The 14,778-nt window shown below is 53.5% G+C and carries 15 protein-coding genes and 1 other annotated feature; of the genes, 10 read left to right on the top strand and 5 right to left on the bottom strand.

The window, feature by feature from the left end; all coding sequences use genetic code 11:
* Nucleotides 1–117: 117 nt before the first annotated feature.
* Together B498_RS20255 and B498_RS20260 are read right to left on the bottom strand one after the other, a co-directional pair.
* Nucleotides 118–1,047, bottom strand: a complete 930-nt coding sequence (locus B498_RS20255) for a LysR substrate-binding domain-containing protein (RefSeq protein WP_008499461.1) — start codon at nt 1,045–1,047, stop codon at nt 118–120.
* A 41-nt stretch (nt 1,048–1,088) separates the two neighbouring features.
* The gene (locus tag B498_RS20260) at nt 1,089–1,913 is read right to left on the bottom strand and encodes an SDR family oxidoreductase (RefSeq protein WP_008499460.1); all 825 of its coding nucleotides are present in this window, start codon (nt 1,911–1,913) and stop codon (nt 1,089–1,091) included.
* 175 nt (nt 1,914–2,088) lie between these two features.
* On the opposite strand from B498_RS20260, the gene hisL reads away from it, so the two are divergent.
* The 10 genes from hisL (at nt 2,089) to B498_RS20305 (ending at nt 10,452) form a co-directional block, all read left to right on the top strand.
* On the top strand, nt 2,089–2,139 hold the full coding sequence (hisL, locus tag B498_RS23035; RefSeq protein WP_001364200.1) for a his operon leader peptide: 51 nt from the start codon (nt 2,089–2,091) through the stop codon (nt 2,137–2,139).
* Nucleotides 2,115–2,238 (top strand) — a sequence feature (His leader region). (Overlaps the previous gene by 25 nt.)
* A gap of 45 nt (nt 2,239–2,283) precedes the next feature.
* A complete protein-coding gene (gene hisG / locus B498_RS20265) occupies nt 2,284–3,183 on the top strand; it encodes an ATP phosphoribosyltransferase (protein WP_000886595.1) in 900 nt (299 codons plus the stop codon).
* A gap of 5 nt (nt 3,184–3,188) precedes the next feature.
* Complete coding sequence (gene hisD, locus B498_RS20270; protein WP_008499458.1) at nt 3,189–4,493, top strand: histidinol dehydrogenase; 1,305 nt, start codon at nt 3,189–3,191, stop codon at nt 4,491–4,493.
* On the top strand, nt 4,490–5,551 hold the full coding sequence (hisC, locus tag B498_RS20275; RefSeq protein ID WP_008499457.1) for a histidinol-phosphate transaminase: 1,062 nt from the start codon (nt 4,490–4,492) through the stop codon (nt 5,549–5,551). The genes hisD and hisC overlap by 4 nt, the downstream gene beginning before the upstream one ends.
* Nucleotides 5,548–6,615 carry a bifunctional histidinol-phosphatase/imidazoleglycerol-phosphate dehydratase HisB gene (gene hisB / locus B498_RS20280; protein ID WP_008499456.1) on the top strand — a complete coding sequence of 356 codons (1,068 nt, stop codon included), beginning with the start codon at nt 5,548–5,550 and terminating at the stop codon, nt 6,613–6,615. Before hisC ends, hisB begins: the two co-directional genes overlap by 4 nt.
* On the top strand, nt 6,615–7,205 hold the full coding sequence (gene hisH, locus B498_RS20285; protein WP_008499455.1) for an imidazole glycerol phosphate synthase subunit HisH: 591 nt from the start codon (nt 6,615–6,617) through the stop codon (nt 7,203–7,205). Before hisB ends, hisH begins: the two co-directional genes overlap by 1 nt.
* Entirely contained in the window at nt 7,205–7,942 is a 738-nt protein-coding gene (hisA, locus tag B498_RS20290) for a 1-(5-phosphoribosyl)-5-[(5-phosphoribosylamino)methylideneamino]imidazole-4-carboxamide isomerase (RefSeq protein WP_008499454.1), read from the top strand. The genes hisH and hisA overlap by 1 nt, the downstream gene beginning before the upstream one ends.
* Complete coding sequence (gene hisF / locus B498_RS20295; protein WP_008499452.1) at nt 7,924–8,700, top strand: imidazole glycerol phosphate synthase subunit HisF; 777 nt, start codon at nt 7,924–7,926, stop codon at nt 8,698–8,700. The genes hisA and hisF overlap by 19 nt, the downstream gene beginning before the upstream one ends.
* On the top strand, nt 8,694–9,305 hold the full coding sequence (gene hisIE / locus B498_RS20300) for a bifunctional phosphoribosyl-AMP cyclohydrolase/phosphoribosyl-ATP diphosphatase HisIE (protein ID WP_008499451.1): 612 nt from the start codon (nt 8,694–8,696) through the stop codon (nt 9,303–9,305). Before hisF ends, hisIE begins: the two co-directional genes overlap by 7 nt.
* Before the next feature lie 142 nt (nt 9,306–9,447).
* Nucleotides 9,448–10,452, top strand: a complete 1,005-nt coding sequence (locus B498_RS20305) for an NAD-dependent epimerase (protein WP_008499450.1) — start codon at nt 9,448–9,450, stop codon at nt 10,450–10,452.
* A 51-nt stretch (nt 10,453–10,503) separates the two neighbouring features.
* Here the strand turns inward: B498_RS20305 and ugd are convergent, their stop codons facing one another.
* The 3 genes from ugd to B498_RS21925 all read right to left on the bottom strand — a co-directional run bounded on the left by ugd (nt 10,504) and on the right by B498_RS21925 (nt 14,777).
* On the bottom strand, nt 10,504–11,670 hold the full coding sequence (gene ugd, locus B498_RS20310) for a UDP-glucose 6-dehydrogenase (RefSeq protein ID WP_008499449.1): 1,167 nt from the start codon (nt 11,668–11,670) through the stop codon (nt 10,504–10,506).
* Between the two features lie 231 nt (nt 11,671–11,901).
* Nucleotides 11,902–13,308 carry an NADP-dependent phosphogluconate dehydrogenase gene (gndA, locus tag B498_RS20315; protein ID WP_008499448.1) on the bottom strand — a complete coding sequence of 469 codons (1,407 nt, stop codon included), beginning with the start codon at nt 13,306–13,308 and terminating at the stop codon, nt 11,902–11,904.
* Between the two features lie 110 nt (nt 13,309–13,418).
* On the bottom strand, nt 13,419–14,777 hold the full coding sequence (locus B498_RS21925) for a DUF2142 domain-containing protein (RefSeq protein WP_008499447.1): 1,359 nt from the start codon (nt 14,775–14,777) through the stop codon (nt 13,419–13,421).
* Nucleotide 14,778 lies beyond the last annotated feature (1 nt).

The raw sequence follows: 14,778 nt of genomic DNA, 5'->3' as shown, positions 1-14,778 counted from the left end.
AAAATAACCGACGCCTTTTATATCGTCGATTATTCATTTGGTTGCAGCGGCGGCATTTTGCCCCACATCGGATACAAAAGGCAATACTTTGCAACGCACCGGGTAATTTTCTTTTTGCTAACTGGCTGATTTCTCGACGCTGCCCTGAGCATATACAGCAGCGATAGCACTATTTGCTAAAATTTCGTCCCGCCACCAGGCACTCGCCAGCCCGGCGGTCTGTTCATTCCAGCCCACCCACACCGATTCATGGCTGTTTTGAGCAAGTACCTGTTTTTCAACAAGCGCACCGCTGTCAATAAAGCGCTGCGCCAGATAGCGGGGTAAATAGCCGCAGCCCAGACCGCTAATTTGCAGCTCAAGCTTGGTTTTAAAGTCGAAAACGGTAATCGCTTCCTGCTCGTCAAGCAGTTGCGAGGAAACCGCACATTCCGGGCGAGAGCTGTCACCCACTACAATCGCGCGGTAGCCTTTAATCACGCGGCGGTTAAGCGGCTCGGGCTCCAGAGCCAGCGGATGATGAGGTGCCACGGCAAATACCTGCTCCAGCACGCCAAGGCGGGCAAAACCAAATTCACTGAGTTGGGGAGGCTCATGCAATGCACCGACAAAAATGTCCGCCCTGCCCTGGGTTAAGGCATCCCAGGAACCGCCCAGCACGCCGTTGATGAAAATAAGCCGGGTGACGCTGTGATGCTGGTAAAACATTTCAATCAGCGGCGTCAGGAGAGAGAACGGAAAGGTGTCATCCACCCCAATCACCAGCTCGTTTTCCCATCCCTGGTGAAGTTTGACGGCCTGTTTTTCGAGTTCACGAACGGTATGGAGGACTTCACGGCCTTTTTCCAGCAGCATCTGTCCAGTGCGGGTAAAGCGTGCGCGATGCCCGGAGCGATCGAGGATCTGGATATTGAGGTCGCTTTCCAGTTTTTGGACGGTATAGCTCAGGGCCGAAGGGGTTTTGTAGAGCTTTGCCGACGCAGCGGCAAAGCTCCCCTCTTTTTCCAGTGCATCCAGAATAATAAGAACATCCAGCAGCGGTTTCATGCTCGCCCCCTTCTGGTGTGCGATCGTCTCCGCTGCGGAACTTATTCCATGGGCATCACCAGCGGATCGGGATACTGATACTCAAACCCCAGCTCATGACAAATGCGATTGCCATCAACAATTTTGCCTTTACTGCCATCTTTTGCCTCACCAAAGACCGGCGGAGCCAGGCCCAGCTGACGTGCCATCAGTGGGTAAAAGGTGCTGCGCGCCGGATGAGTCGGTGCACATATATTATAGATGTGTCCGCCTTTTGGAGCCTGTAAGAGTAGCTCAATTGCGCCAATAACATCCTCAAGATGGACAAGATTCACGCCATGCTGGCCGTCCGGCGCAGTCTTTCCGGCAAAGAAGCGTCCCGGATGGCGGCCAGGACCCACCAGCCCCGCCAGACGAACGATATCGACCTGCGTGCCGGGAAGATTGTGCAGCCAGTCTTCCAGCTCTTTCAGGACCTGACCGCTCGCGGTAACGGGACGGCGCTCGGAAGTCTCTTTTACTACGCCCTCAACCTCACCATAGACCGACGTCGAGCTGGTGAAAACAATGCGCGGTACGTGATGCGCCAGCGCGCTGTCGACTATCTCCTGCATCGCCTGCAGATAAAATGATTCACCCGGGCCGCTGCGCCGCGCGGGTAGCGTAATCACCAGCGCATCGACGTTCATCAGCGTGTCCAGATCGTCCGCATCACACACCAGTTCCGGCTCCAGACGCAGTTCAACGCCATCAATACCGCACATGCGCGCCGCTTCGACCCCATCTCGGGTGGTCTTGCTCCCGGTCACCTGCCAGCCTTTCGCGGCTAATGACATCGCCAGCGGCATTCCCAGCCATCCTAAACCGACAATCGCGACCTTTTTCATGCGAATTCTCCTGACTCTCACTCGTCTTTCATAAGGCTACGCCAGCCCGGCAGAACACACAATTCATAGCATCAATATGAAATGAATTAATGATCAAAAAAAGCCCTTGCAATATGTCGCACAACTGGTTTAGGTTAAAAGACATCAAATGAATAAGCATTCATCGAGAATTTATATGACACGCGTTCAATTTAAACACCACCATCATCACCATCATCCTGACTAGTCTTTCAGGCGATGTGTGCTGGAAGACGTTTGGATCTTCCAGTGGTGCATGAACGCATGAAAAAGCCCCCGGAAGATCTTCTTCCGGGGGCTTTTTTTTGGACCGAATTCAGACAGGTTAAAACAGGTTAACGAGGAATAAAGAATGTTAGATAACTCACGCTTACGCATAGCTATTCAAAAATCAGGCCGTTTAAGTGACGATTCACGCGAACTGCTGGCCCGCTGCGGGATTAAAATCAACCTGCACACCCAGCGCCTGATTGCACTGGCTGAAAACATGCCCATCGACATTCTCCGCGTGCGTGATGACGATATTCCCGGCCTGGTGATGGATGGCGTCGTTGACCTCGGCATCATCGGTGAAAACGTGCTGGAAGAAGAGCTGCTGACCCGCCGCGCGCAGGGCGAAGACCCGCGTTACTTCACCCTGCGTCGTCTGGACTTCGGCGGCTGCCGCCTGTCGCTGGCAACGCCGGTTGATGAAGCGTGGGACGGCCCGGCCGCGCTGAACGGCAAACGTATCGCCACCTCCTACCCTCACCTGTTAAAGCGCTATCTGGATCAGAAAGGCGTGCAGTTTAAATCCTGTCTGCTGAACGGTTCTGTTGAAGTGGCGCCGCGTGCGGGTCTGGCGGACGCCATCTGTGACCTGGTCTCTACCGGCGCGACGCTGGAAGCGAACGGTCTGCGCGAAGTGGAGGTGATCTACCGCTCCAAAGCGTGCCTGATCCAGCGTGACGGAGAGATGGCCGACGCTAAGCAGCAGCTGATCGACAAACTGCTGACCCGTATTCAGGGCGTCATTCAGGCGCGTGAATCCAAATACATCATGATGCACGCCCCAACCGAGCGTCTGGATGAAGTGATTGCCCTGCTGCCGGGCGCCGAGCGCCCAACCATCCTGCCGCTGGCAGGCGATCAGCAGCGCGTGGCGATGCACATGGTGAGCAGCGAAACCCTGTTCTGGGAAACCATGGAAAAACTGAAGGCACTGGGCGCAAGCTCCATCCTGGTGCTGCCAATTGAGAAGATGATGGAGTAATGGCCATGAGCTTTAACACAATCATCGACTGGAATACCTGTAGCGACGCACAGCAGCGCGAGCTGCTGATGCGCCCGGCGATTTCCGCCTCTGAAAGCATCTCGCGCACCGTGGCGGAGATCCTGGATAACGTCAAAGCCCGCGGCGATGACGCGTTGCGTGAATACAGCGCGAAGTTTGATAAGACGGACGTCGGCGCATTAGAGGTTACCGAGCAGGAAATGATTGATGCCAGCAATCGCCTGGGGGATGACATCAAGCAGGCGATGGCCGTCGCGGTGAAAAACATTGATACCTTCCACACCGCGCAAAAGCTGCAGACCGTGGATGTCGAAACCCTGCCCGGCGTGCGTTGCCAGCAGGTGACGCGCCCGGTTGCGTCCGTCGGCCTCTATATTCCCGGCGGCTCTGCCCCGCTTTTCTCCACCGTGCTAATGCTGGCGACTCCCGCACGCATTGCCGGATGCCAGAAAGTGGTGCTGTGCTCTCCGCCACCGATCGCCGATGAGATCCTCTACGCGGCGAAGCTCTGCGGCGTGCAGGCGGTGTATAAAGTGGGCGGCGCGCAGGCGATTTCGGCCCTGGCGTTCGGCACGGAATCCATTCCCAAGGTCGACAAAATCTTTGGCCCGGGCAATGCGTATGTGACCGAGGCTAAGCGTCAGGTCAGCCAGCGTCTGGACGGCGCGGCCATCGATATGCCTGCCGGCCCGTCTGAAGTGCTGGTGATTGCCGACAGCGGCGCCACGCCGGACTTCGTGGCCTCCGACCTGCTTTCCCAGGCGGAACACGGCCCGGACTCGCAGGTTATCCTGCTGACGCCGGATGCCGATATGGCGAAACGCGTGGGCGAAGCCGTGGAGCGTCAGCTTGCCGACCTGCCCCGCGCCGACACGGCACGCCGGGCGTTAGCGGCCAGCCGTCTGATTGTGGCGCGCGATCTCGAGCAGTGCATTGCCATTTCGAACCAGTACGGTCCGGAGCACCTGATTATTCAGACTCGAAATGCGCGCGATCTGGTCGACAGCATTACCAGCGCGGGCTCGGTGTTCCTCGGCGACTGGTCACCGGAATCCGCGGGCGATTACGCCTCCGGCACCAACCACGTGCTGCCAACGTATGGCTATACCTCAACCTGTTCCAGCCTGGGGCTGGCGGATTTCCAGAAACGCATGACCGTGCAGGAGCTCTCCCGCGAAGGATTTGCCTCGCTGGCGTCCACCATTGAAACCCTGGCCGCCGCCGAGCGCCTGACCGCTCACAAAAACGCCGTTACGCTGCGCGTTGCAGCCCTGAAGGAGCAAGCATGAACATTGAAGAATTGGCCCGCGAAAATGTCCGTCGCCTGACGCCTTACCAGTCTGCGCGTCGTCTGGGCGGTAAAGGGGATGTCTGGCTGAACGCCAACGAATATCCTACGGCGGTGCAGTTTGAGCTGTCGCAGCAGACGCTGAACCGCTATCCGGAGTGTCAGCCGAAGGCGGTTATTGAGAACTACGCGCAGTACGCTGGCGTGAAGCCAGAGCAGGTGCTGGTCAGCCGCGGCGCGGATGAGGGCATTGAACTGCTGATCCGCGCCTTCTGCGAGCCGGGCAAAGACGCGGTGATGTACTGCCAGCCGACCTACGGCATGTACAGCGTCAGCGCGGAGACCTTCGGGGTGGCGTGCCGCAACGTGCTCTCACTGGAGAACTGGCAGCTGGATCTGCAGGGGATTGCCGACAATCTCGAAGGCGTAAAAGTGGTGTTTGTTTGCAGCCCGAACAACCCGACCGGGCAGATTATTAACCCGCAGGATATCCGCACCCTGCTGGAGATGACGCGCGGTAAAGCCCTGGTGGTCGCGGACGAAGCCTACATCGAGTTCTGCCCGCAGGCGACGCTGGCTGGCTGGCTGGAAGAGTACCCGCACCTGGTGGTACTGCGTACGCTGTCGAAGGCTTTCGCCCTCGCGGGTCTGCGCTGCGGATTCACCCTGGCGAATAAAGAGGTCATCGACCTGCTGCTGAAGGTGATCGCCCCGTACCCGCTCTCAACGCCGGTTGCCGATATTGCGGCACAGGCGCTGACGCCTCAGGGGATTAGCGCGATGCGCGAGCGCGTGGCGCAAATCCTGGAGGAACGTCAGTACCTGGTGACCGCCCTGAAGGATATACCGTGCGTGGAGCAGGTGTTCGACTCGGAAACCAACTACATCCTGGTGCGCTTTACCGCCTCCAGCGCCGTATTTAAATCTTTATGGGATCAGGGCATTATCTTACGAGACCAGAATAAACAACCTTCTCTGAGCGGATGCCTGCGCATTACCGTCGGCACCCGTGCAGAGAGCCAGCGCGTGATTGACGCCCTGAAAGCGGAGAAAGTATGACCCAGAAGATCCTTTTCATCGATCGTGACGGCACCCTTATTTCGGAGCCACCAGCTGATTTTCAGGTCGACCGATTCGACAAGCTGGCGTTTGAACCTGACGTGATCCCGGTGCTGCTCAAGCTGCAAAAAGCCGGGTACAAGCTGGTGATGATCACCAACCAGGACGGCCTGGGTACCGACAGCTTCCCGCAGGCAGACTTTGACGGCCCGCATAATTTAATGATGCAGGTGCTGACCTCTCAGGGTGTGGTGTTTGATGAAGTGCTGATTTGCCCGCACATGCCAGCCGACGAGTGTGACTGCCGTAAGCCAAAGGTGAAGCTGGTTGAGCGCTATCTGGCAGAGGATGTGCTGGATAAGGCCAACAGCTATGTTATCGGCGATCGCATCACCGATATTACGCTGGCGGAGAACATGGGCATCGCGGGGCTGCGCTATGACCGCATCAACCTTAACTGGGCGATGATTGGCGAGCAGCTGACAAAACGTGACCGCTACTCGCACGTTGAACGCAACACCAAAGAGACGCAAATTGATGTGAAGGTCTGGCTGGACCGCGAAGGCGGCAGCAAGATCCACACCGGCGTGGGTTTCTTCGACCATATGCTGGACCAGATTGCCACCCACGGCGGTTTCCGCATGGAGATCGCGGTAAAAGGCGACCTCTATATTGACGATCACCACACCGTGGAAGATACCGGCCTGGCGCTGGGTGAAGCCCTGAAGCTGGCGCTCGGCGATAAACGCGGCATCAACCGTTTTGGCTTTGTCCTGCCGATGGACGAGTGTCTGGCGCGCTGCGCGATGGATATTTCCGGTCGTCCGCATCTGGAATACAAAGCAGACTTCAATTACCAGCGCGTGGGCGATCTGAGCACCGAAATGGTGGAGCACTTCTTCCGTTCATTGTCCTACACCATGGGCCTGACGCTGCACCTGAAAACCAAAGGCAAGAACGACCACCACCGCGTGGAGAGTCTCTTCAAGGCCTTTGGCCGCACGCTGCGCCAGGCAATTCGCGTGGAAGGCGACGCCCTGCCCTCATCAAAAGGAGTGCTGTAATGAACGTGGTGATTCTGGATACCGGATGCGCCAACCTCAACTCCGTAAAGTCGGCCATCACCCGCCACGGCTACGAACCGGTGGTCAGCCGTGACCCTGACGTGGTGCTGCGTGCCGACAAGTTATTTCTGCCGGGCGTGGGCACTGCGCAGGCCGCGATGGATCAGATTCGCGAGCGCGAGCTGGTCGATCTGATCAAAGCCTGTACCCAACCGGTGCTGGGCATTTGCCTGGGTATGCAGATCCTGGGCCGCCGCAGCGAAGAGAGCAACGGCGTTGACCTGCTGGGCATTATCAACGAAGACGTGCCGAAAATGACCGACCACGGTCTGCCTCTGCCGCATATGGGCTGGAACCGCGTGTACGCCAAAGCGGGCGACCGGCTGTTTCGCGGCATTGAAGAGGGTGCGTACTTTTACTTTGTGCACAGCTACGCCATGCCGGTGAACGTCAATACGATCGCCCAGTGCACTTACGGCGAGGCGTTTACCGCAGCCGTGCAGAAAGACAATTTCTTCGGCGTACAGTTTCACCCAGAGCGCTCGGGCGCCGCGGGCGCGCAGCTGCTGAAAAACTTCCTGGAGATGTGATGATTATTCCCGCGTTAGATTTAATTGACGGCACGGTTGTCCGTCTGCATCAGGGTGATTACGGGCAGCAGCGAGACTACGGAAACGATCCGCTGCCGCGCCTGCAGGAGTATGCCGCCCAGGGTGCGCAGGTACTGCATCTTGTGGATTTGACGGGCGCGAAAGATCCGGCGAAGCGCCAGATCCCGCTGCTGAAAAATCTGGTTGCCGGTGTTGATGTGCCGGTACAGGTCGGCGGCGGCGTGCGTACGGAAGATGACGTGGCGGCGCTGCTGGACGCGGGCGTGGCGCGCGTGGTGGTCGGTTCAACCGCCGTCAAAGATCCTGAGACGGTGAAGGGCTGGTTCCGCCGCTTTGGCGCCGACGCGCTGGTGCTGGCGCTGGACGTGCGCATTGACGAACAGGGTAATAAACAGGTGGCGGTCAGCGGCTGGCAGGAAAACTCCGGCGTGACGCTGGAGGCGCTAGTTGATACCTATCTGCCCGTTGGCCTCAAGCACGTGCTGTGCACGGATATCTCCCGTGACGGCACGCTGGCGGGTTCCAACGTTTCTTTATATGAAGAAGTTTGCGCCCGTTATCCGCAGGTGGCGTTCCAGTCATCTGGCGGCATCGGTGACTTAGCCGATATCGCTGCGCTGCGGGGAACCGGCGTGAAGGGCGTGATTGTGGGCCGGGCCCTGCTGGAAGGTAAATTTACGGTGACGGAGGCGATTCAATGCTGGCAAAACGGATAATCCCTTGCCTGGACGTGCGTGACGGCCAGGTCGTGAAAGGCGTGCAGTTCCGCAACCACGAGATCATTGGCGACATCGTTCCGCTGGCAAAACGCTACGCCGATGAAGGCGCAGACGAGCTGGTGTTCTACGATATTACCGCGTCCAGCGATGGCCGCGTAGTCGACAAAAGCTGGGTCGCGCGCGTAGCGGAAGTGATCGATATTCCGTTCTGCGTGGCGGGCGGGATTAAATCCGCCGACGACGCCGCCAAAATTCTCTCGTTTGGTGCCGACAAGATTTCCATCAACTCTCCTGCCCTGGCCGACCCGGAGCTCATTACCCGCCTCGCCGATCGTTTTGGCGTGCAGTGTATAGTGGTAGGGATTGATACCTGGTTCGACGCCGCGACCGGCAAATACCACGTCAATCAGTATACGGGTGACGAAAGCCGCACGCGCGTTACGCAGTGGGAAACGCTCGACTGGGTGCAGGAAGTGCAGAAGCGTGGCGCGGGCGAGATTGTCCTCAACATGATGAACCAGGACGGCGTGCGTAACGGGTATGACCTCGAGCAGCTGAAAAAAGTTCGTGAGGTCTGCCACGTTCCGCTGATTGCCTCCGGCGGCGCGGGCACCATGGAACACTTCCTGGAAGCCTTCTGCGATGCGAACGTAGACGGCGCGCTGGCCGCTTCCGTGTTCCACAAACAAATTATTAATATTGGTGAGTTAAAAACGTACCTGGCCGACCAGGGCGTGGAGATCAGGGTATGTTAACAGAGCAACAACAGGCGCAGCTGGACTGGAAAAAAACGGACGGATTACTGCCGGTGGTTGTCCAGCATGCCGTCTCAGGCGAAGTGCTGATGCTGGGCTATATGAACCAGGACGCGCTGGCGAAAACGATCGACAGTGGCAAAGTGACCTTTTTCTCGCGCACGAAACAGCGCCTGTGGACCAAAGGCGAAACCTCGGGTCATTTCCTGAACGTGGTCAGCATTACGCCGGACTGCGATAACGACACCCTGCTGGTACTGGCAAACCCCATCGGTCCGACCTGCCATAAGGGCACCAGCAGCTGCTTTGGAGAGGCGAGTCACCAGTGGCTGTTCCTGTACCAACTGGAGCAGCTGCTGGCGGAGCGTAAATCGGCGGATCCGGAGAGTTCTTATACCGCGAAGCTGTACGCCAGCGGAACCAAGCGTATTGCACAGAAGGTGGGTGAAGAAGGCGTTGAGACAGCGCTGGCCGCGACCGTGCATGACCGCGAGGAGCTGACGAACGAAGCGTCTGACTTGATGTATCACCTGCTGGTGCTGCTGCAGGATCAGGCGCTGGATTTGACGGCGGTGATTGAGAATTTACGTAAAAGACATAAATAAACACCCTACCTGGGGAGCACTCGCCTCCCCTTTTCCTGTAATAAAGCAGTTATCATTCCTTCCGCGAGCGGGTATCATCAGCCGATAGTGTAACGCACGATTTTATGCGTTAAGAGTTACTCATTTAACATTGAGGTTGAAGATGAAATTTCTGGTCACCGGCGCTGCCGGCTTTATCGGTTTCCACGTCAGCGAGCGCCTGTTGCAGGCAGGACATCAGGTTGTAGGAATTGATAACCTTAATGACTATTACGATGTCAATCTGAAGCAAGCACGACTGGATCTGCTTACGTCGGACAATTTCACTTTCTATAAGCTGGATCTGGCGGATCGCGAAGGGATGGCCTCGCTGTTTGCTACTGAGAAATTTGACCGCGTGATCCACCTCGCCGCGCAGGCTGGCGTACGTTACTCTCTTGAAAATCCGCACGCTTACGCGCAATCAAACCTTATTGGCCATCTCAACGTACTGGAAGGCTGCCGACACAATAAGGTGCAGCATTTACTGTATGCTTCTTCCAGCTCTGTTTACGGCCTGAACCGGAAGATGCCGTTCTCCACCGATGACTCGGTTGATCACCCGGTTTCCTTGTATGCCGCGACGAAAAAATCCAACGAACTGATGTCGCACACCTACTCTCATTTGTACAATCTGCCGACAACCGGCCTGCGCTTTTTCACCGTGTATGGGCCATGGGGCCGACCTGATATGGCACTGTTCAAATTTACCAAGGCGATGATCGAAGGTAAAAGCATCGACGTTTACAACTACGGCAAGATGAAGCGCGATTTTACCTATATCGATGATATTGCCGAAGCCATTATCCGTCTGCAGGACGTTATCCCTCAAGCCGATGCGAACTGGACCGTTGAAACAGGGTCCCCGGCGACCAGCTCTGCCCCGTATCGCGTTTACAACATTGGCAACAGTGCGCCCGTGGAGCTGATGGATTACATCACCGCGCTGGAAGAGGCGTTAGGCAAAGAAGCAGAGAAAAATATGATGCCTGTTCAACCTGGTGACGTGCTGGAAACGAGCGCGGATACCACGGCGCTGTATGACGTCATTGGCTTTAAGCCGCAGACGTCGGTGAAGGAAGGCGTGAAGAATTTTGTGGACTGGTATCGTAATTTCTACAAGGTCTAAAAAACAAAACCCGGCGAATGCGCCGGGTTTTTTATTTGTTACGAACACTATTCAGTCGCTACCGAACAAATCGCGGGTATACACTTTATCCGCAACGTCCGCCAGCTCTTCCGCCATACGGTTAGAGATGATCACGTCCGCCTCTTTCTTGAATGCATTCAGATCGCGCACCACGCGGGAATGGAAGAACTCATCTTCCTTCATTACCGGTTCATAAATAATGACCTGTACACCCTTGGCCTTAATGCGCTTCATGATGCCCTGAATGGAAGAGGCACGGAAGTTATCTGAACCACTTTTCATAATCAGGCGATAGACGCCCACCACTTTCGGCTGACGGGAAAGGATTGAATCAGCAACAAAATCTTTGCGCGTCCGGTTGGCATCAACAATCGCCGAGATGATGTTGTTAGGAACAGACTGATAGTTAGCCAGCAGCTGCTTAGTATCTTTCGGCAGGCAGTAACCGCCATAGCCAAACGACGGGTTGTTATAATGATTGCCGATACGTGGATCCAGACAAACGCCTTCGATAATTTGACGGCTATTCAACCCCAGGCTCTCTGCATAGCTGTCCAGCTCGTTAAAATATGCCACACGCATGGCAAGATACGTGTTAGCAAAAAGCTTGATGGCTTCCGCTTCGGTCGAATCGGTAAACAGCGTCGGGATATCTTTTTTGGTCGCCCCTTCCTGGAGCAGCGCGGCAAACCGCTCGGCGCGCTCTGAACGCTCACCAATAACGATACGTGATGGGTTCAGGTTATCGTACAGCGCACGCCCTTCACGGAGAAACTCCGGTGAGAAGATGACATTATCAATGCCGTATTTTTCTTTAACGGACTGGGTAAAACCAACCGGGATGGTGGATTTAATGATCATCACCGCGTTCGGGTTGATTTCCGTAACATCGCGGATAACCGACTCAACGCTCGACGTGTTGAAGTAGTTGGTTTTAGGATCATAGTCGGTCGGCGTGGCGATAATCACATAGTCCGCCCCACGGTAAGCATCCTGCTTGTCAGTGGTTGCGCGGAAGTTTAGCGGCTTCGTAGCCAGATACTCTTCAATCTCTTTATCTACAATCGGGGACTGCTTCTTGTTAAGCATGTCCACTTTAGCCTGCACGATATCCAGCGCAACCACTTCGTGGTTCTGAGCAATCAAGATACCGTTGGAGAGACCTACATAACCTGTACCGGAAATTGTTATTTTCATTCGCGAATAACTTCTGTAAGTGAGCTGTAGAGATGACCGCAGGGCCATCACGATAATCAATAACTGTAGGGCTTTTTACCTCCTGCCTTGTGGGAGTGTCAAGGCGAAGCCTCAGGAATAGCCCGTCCAGGTACAACATTCAGACTACTTCGAATATGTGGTTGTGATTTTGGTGAAAAAAAACCCGGAGAATATCTCCGGGTTTATATAACAACCTGAGGCTAAATCAGATTAGTCCAGCCATTCCGTGTGGAACACACCTTCTTTATCTGTACGCTTATAGGTATGCGCACCGAAATAATCACGCTGAGCCTGAATGAGGTTAGCCGGCAGTACCGCAGCACGATAGCTATCGTAGTAGGCTACTGCAGCAGAGAAGGTCGGAACCGGGATACCGTTCTGCACCGCGTAGGCAACCACGTCACGCAGCGCCTGCTGGTATTCGTCCGCAATTTTCTTAAAGTACGGTGCCAGCAGCAGGTTGGCGATACCGGCGTTTTCAGCATAGGCATCGGTGATTTTCTGCAGGAACTGCGCACGAATGATGCAGCCCGCGCGGAAGATCTTCGCGATCTCACCATAGTTCAGATCCCAGTTGTTCTCGTCTGATGCCGCACGCAGCTGAGAGAAGCCTTGCGCGTAAGAAACGATTTTCCCCAGGTACAGTGCACGACGCACTTTCTCAACGAATTCGGCTTTATCACCCGCTGGTTTAGCCTGAGGGCCAGACAGCACTTTAGACGCCGCAACGCGCTGCTCTTTCAGAGAAGAGATGTAACGCGCGAAGACAGATTCGGTGATCAGCGACAGCGGTTCGCCCAGATCCAGAGAGCTCTGGCTGGTCCATTTACCGGTACCTTTGTTCGCAGCTTCATCCAGAATCACATCAACCAGGTATTTACCCTCTTCATCTTTTTTCGTGAAGATATCTTTGGTGATGTCGATCAGGTAGCTGTTCAGCTCACCTTTGTTCCACTCGGTGAAGGTTTCCGCCAGCTCTTCATTGGTGAGGTTCAGGCCGCCTTTCAGCAGAGAGTATGCTTCCGCGATCAGCTGCATATCGCCGTATTCAATGCCGTTGTGCACCATTTTAACATAGTGCCCTGCACCGTCCGGACCGATATAGGTCACACACGGCTCGCCATCTTCTGCAACAGCTGCGATTTTGGTCAGAATAGGCGCCACCAGCTCGTATGCTTCTTTCTGGCCGCCAGGCATGATGGATGGGCCTTTCAGCGCGCCCTCTTCACCACCGGAAACACCGGTGCCGATGAAGTTGAAGCCTTCAGCAGACAGTTCACGATTACGACGAATGGTGTCCTGGAAGAAGGTATTACCGCCATCAATGATGATGTCGCCTTTTTCGAGGTAAGGCTTCAGGGAGTCGATAGCTGCATCAGTACCCGCGCCCGCTTTCACCATTAACAGGATACGACGAGGGGTTTCCAGAGATTCAACGAATTCTTTAACCGTATAGAAAGGGACCAGTTTCTTGCCTGGGTTCTCGGCAATCACTTCTTCGGTCTTATCACGGGAGCGGTTGAATACGGAAACGGTATAGCCACGACTTTCGATGTTGAGCGCCAGGTTGCGCCCCATCACTGCCATACCGACAACACCGATTTGTTGCTTGGACATTATAAACTCCTGTCAGGTGTGGTTACGAAGACTGAAAAACAGGCTCCAAAGTAAAACTGAATATAGTGTACGACAAAAACTTGCTATTCAATAGTAATGATGCTGACCAACTATCTGATTAACATTCTTATTATGATTGCTATATTTGTAACAGCAGGAATGACGAAGGTGGTTAATGATAAAATCTGTTTTAAGTCATTATTTATCAGATTAGACATGCTGATCGCCAGCAATGAAACCACTAAAATGGGCAAAATCGGAAGTAAATAACGCCCCTGAAAGCCGAGTAAATTATCATATGCCACTGGGTTATAAGTAAGATATAACGGCAATGAAAGAACAATTCCAAAAATAAAGAACAACATTAAGGAGAATGCAAAGCAACTTGTGCGAGAAACACATGAAAAGTTATTGGGCACATTAAAATGTGGATTTGTTAAGCATGCAAAGAAAAGATTCACCAATAACAACCAAAATGCAATTATCATATACATGCCATTTAGGCCATAATGTAATGGGAGAATAGTTGAGTAAAGTTGTTTAACATCAAACACAGTTGATAAAGAAAGTGAAATAAAGTAAAGTGGATTCCTCAACACAAAACAAATTTGTTCGAGCGGTACAGCACCATTACCTAAATAAACCAAACTTTTGTCAGTAAACTTTACCCAAACAATACTCGTTCCAACTGCAAGAAGTACACATCCCATTAAAAGCAAAGTACTCCGGATTAAAGAATTCCTAAAAACCATGAAGCCATTACAGCAAAAATGTAGCACCAATGGAGTTATAGTAATCATTGAATATCCTACCTTACTATTCCCTATGGCAAAGGCGAGAAGGTAAAGTAATATCCATTCTTTTCGTTTTATCAGCGACGCTCTACTATAATCAAAACTCAATATATAGAATATAAAACATAGACAAAGCGCCAGAGTTAAAGCATCAGCACTGACTGAAGCCCATAGAGATAAAGCCATGGGTAACATAGCCAAAATAAGTAGGACTGATACCGAATGTTGCCCAAGCAAAACTCGAGAGCTAAAAAAATAAATTAAAAACAAACAAGAAAAGCCGTTTACAATACGCATAAAATAAACGGAATGCTCAACACTTAAATGCATGAGCTTCGATACAGATAAAGAAATCGCCAATGGCAGGTACGGAAGCGGGGGGTAAGTGCCAGCAGAATTTATAGATTTCACCATACAATTCGCATCTAAGCTTTCACTTTCAGGTTGGTACCAAGCAATTAAAAAATGTTTTTTTGCTGCTGAAAAATAATCTTGGCAATTAATACCAACACCAATATCCCCTTCACGATTTATCAAATGAAAATGGGATACTTCATAGGCTCGCAGGAAATGAGCCCCTTCATCTGGATTGCCGAAAGGTTTTTTTAATAAAGAAAATGCGACAACAACAATAACTAAGAATATAAAAATAATCCGTTGTGATTTAATACCCATA

Origin of the sequence: Enterobacter sp. SST3 (assembly GCF_000286655.1) — a bacterium.
GTDB classification, from domain to species: Bacteria; Pseudomonadota; Gammaproteobacteria; order Enterobacterales; family Enterobacteriaceae; genus Enterobacter; species Enterobacter roggenkampii.
Note: the sequence above shows the minus strand (reverse complement) of the source record. Positions and strands in the feature narration are given on the sequence as shown.

What these genes read in the sequence shown, in the direction of transcription:
- hisB (WP_008499456.1), top strand. Translation starts at nt 5,548, where the DNA reads ATGACCCAGAAGATCCTTTTCATCGATCGTGACGGCACCCTTATTTCG.
- hisD (WP_008499458.1), top strand. Translation starts at nt 3,189, where the DNA reads ATGAGCTTTAACACAATCATCGACTGGAATACCTGTAGCGACGCACAG.
- B498_RS21925 (WP_008499447.1), bottom strand. Translation starts at nt 14,777, where the DNA reads ATGGGTATTAAATCACAACGGATTATTTTTATATTCTTAGTTATTGTT.
- B498_RS20305 (WP_008499450.1), top strand. Translation starts at nt 9,448, where the DNA reads ATGAAATTTCTGGTCACCGGCGCTGCCGGCTTTATCGGTTTCCACGTC.
- B498_RS20260 (WP_008499460.1), bottom strand. Translation starts at nt 1,913, where the DNA reads ATGAAAAAGGTCGCGATTGTCGGTTTAGGATGGCTGGGAATGCCGCTG.
- hisIE (WP_008499451.1), top strand. Translation starts at nt 8,694, where the DNA reads ATGTTAACAGAGCAACAACAGGCGCAGCTGGACTGGAAAAAAACGGAC.
- hisH (WP_008499455.1), top strand. Translation starts at nt 6,615, where the DNA reads ATGAACGTGGTGATTCTGGATACCGGATGCGCCAACCTCAACTCCGTA.
- ugd (WP_008499449.1), bottom strand. Translation starts at nt 11,670, where the DNA reads ATGAAAATAACAATTTCCGGTACAGGTTATGTAGGTCTCTCCAACGGT.
- hisA (WP_008499454.1), top strand. Translation starts at nt 7,205, where the DNA reads ATGATTATTCCCGCGTTAGATTTAATTGACGGCACGGTTGTCCGTCTG.
- hisF (WP_008499452.1), top strand. Translation starts at nt 7,924, where the DNA reads ATGCTGGCAAAACGGATAATCCCTTGCCTGGACGTGCGTGACGGCCAG.
- gndA (WP_008499448.1), bottom strand. Translation starts at nt 13,308, where the DNA reads ATGTCCAAGCAACAAATCGGTGTTGTCGGTATGGCAGTGATGGGGCGC.
- B498_RS20255 (WP_008499461.1), bottom strand. Translation starts at nt 1,047, where the DNA reads ATGAAACCGCTGCTGGATGTTCTTATTATTCTGGATGCACTGGAAAAA.
- hisG (WP_000886595.1), top strand. Translation starts at nt 2,284, where the DNA reads ATGTTAGATAACTCACGCTTACGCATAGCTATTCAAAAATCAGGCCGT.
- hisC (WP_008499457.1), top strand. Translation starts at nt 4,490, where the DNA reads ATGAACATTGAAGAATTGGCCCGCGAAAATGTCCGTCGCCTGACGCCT.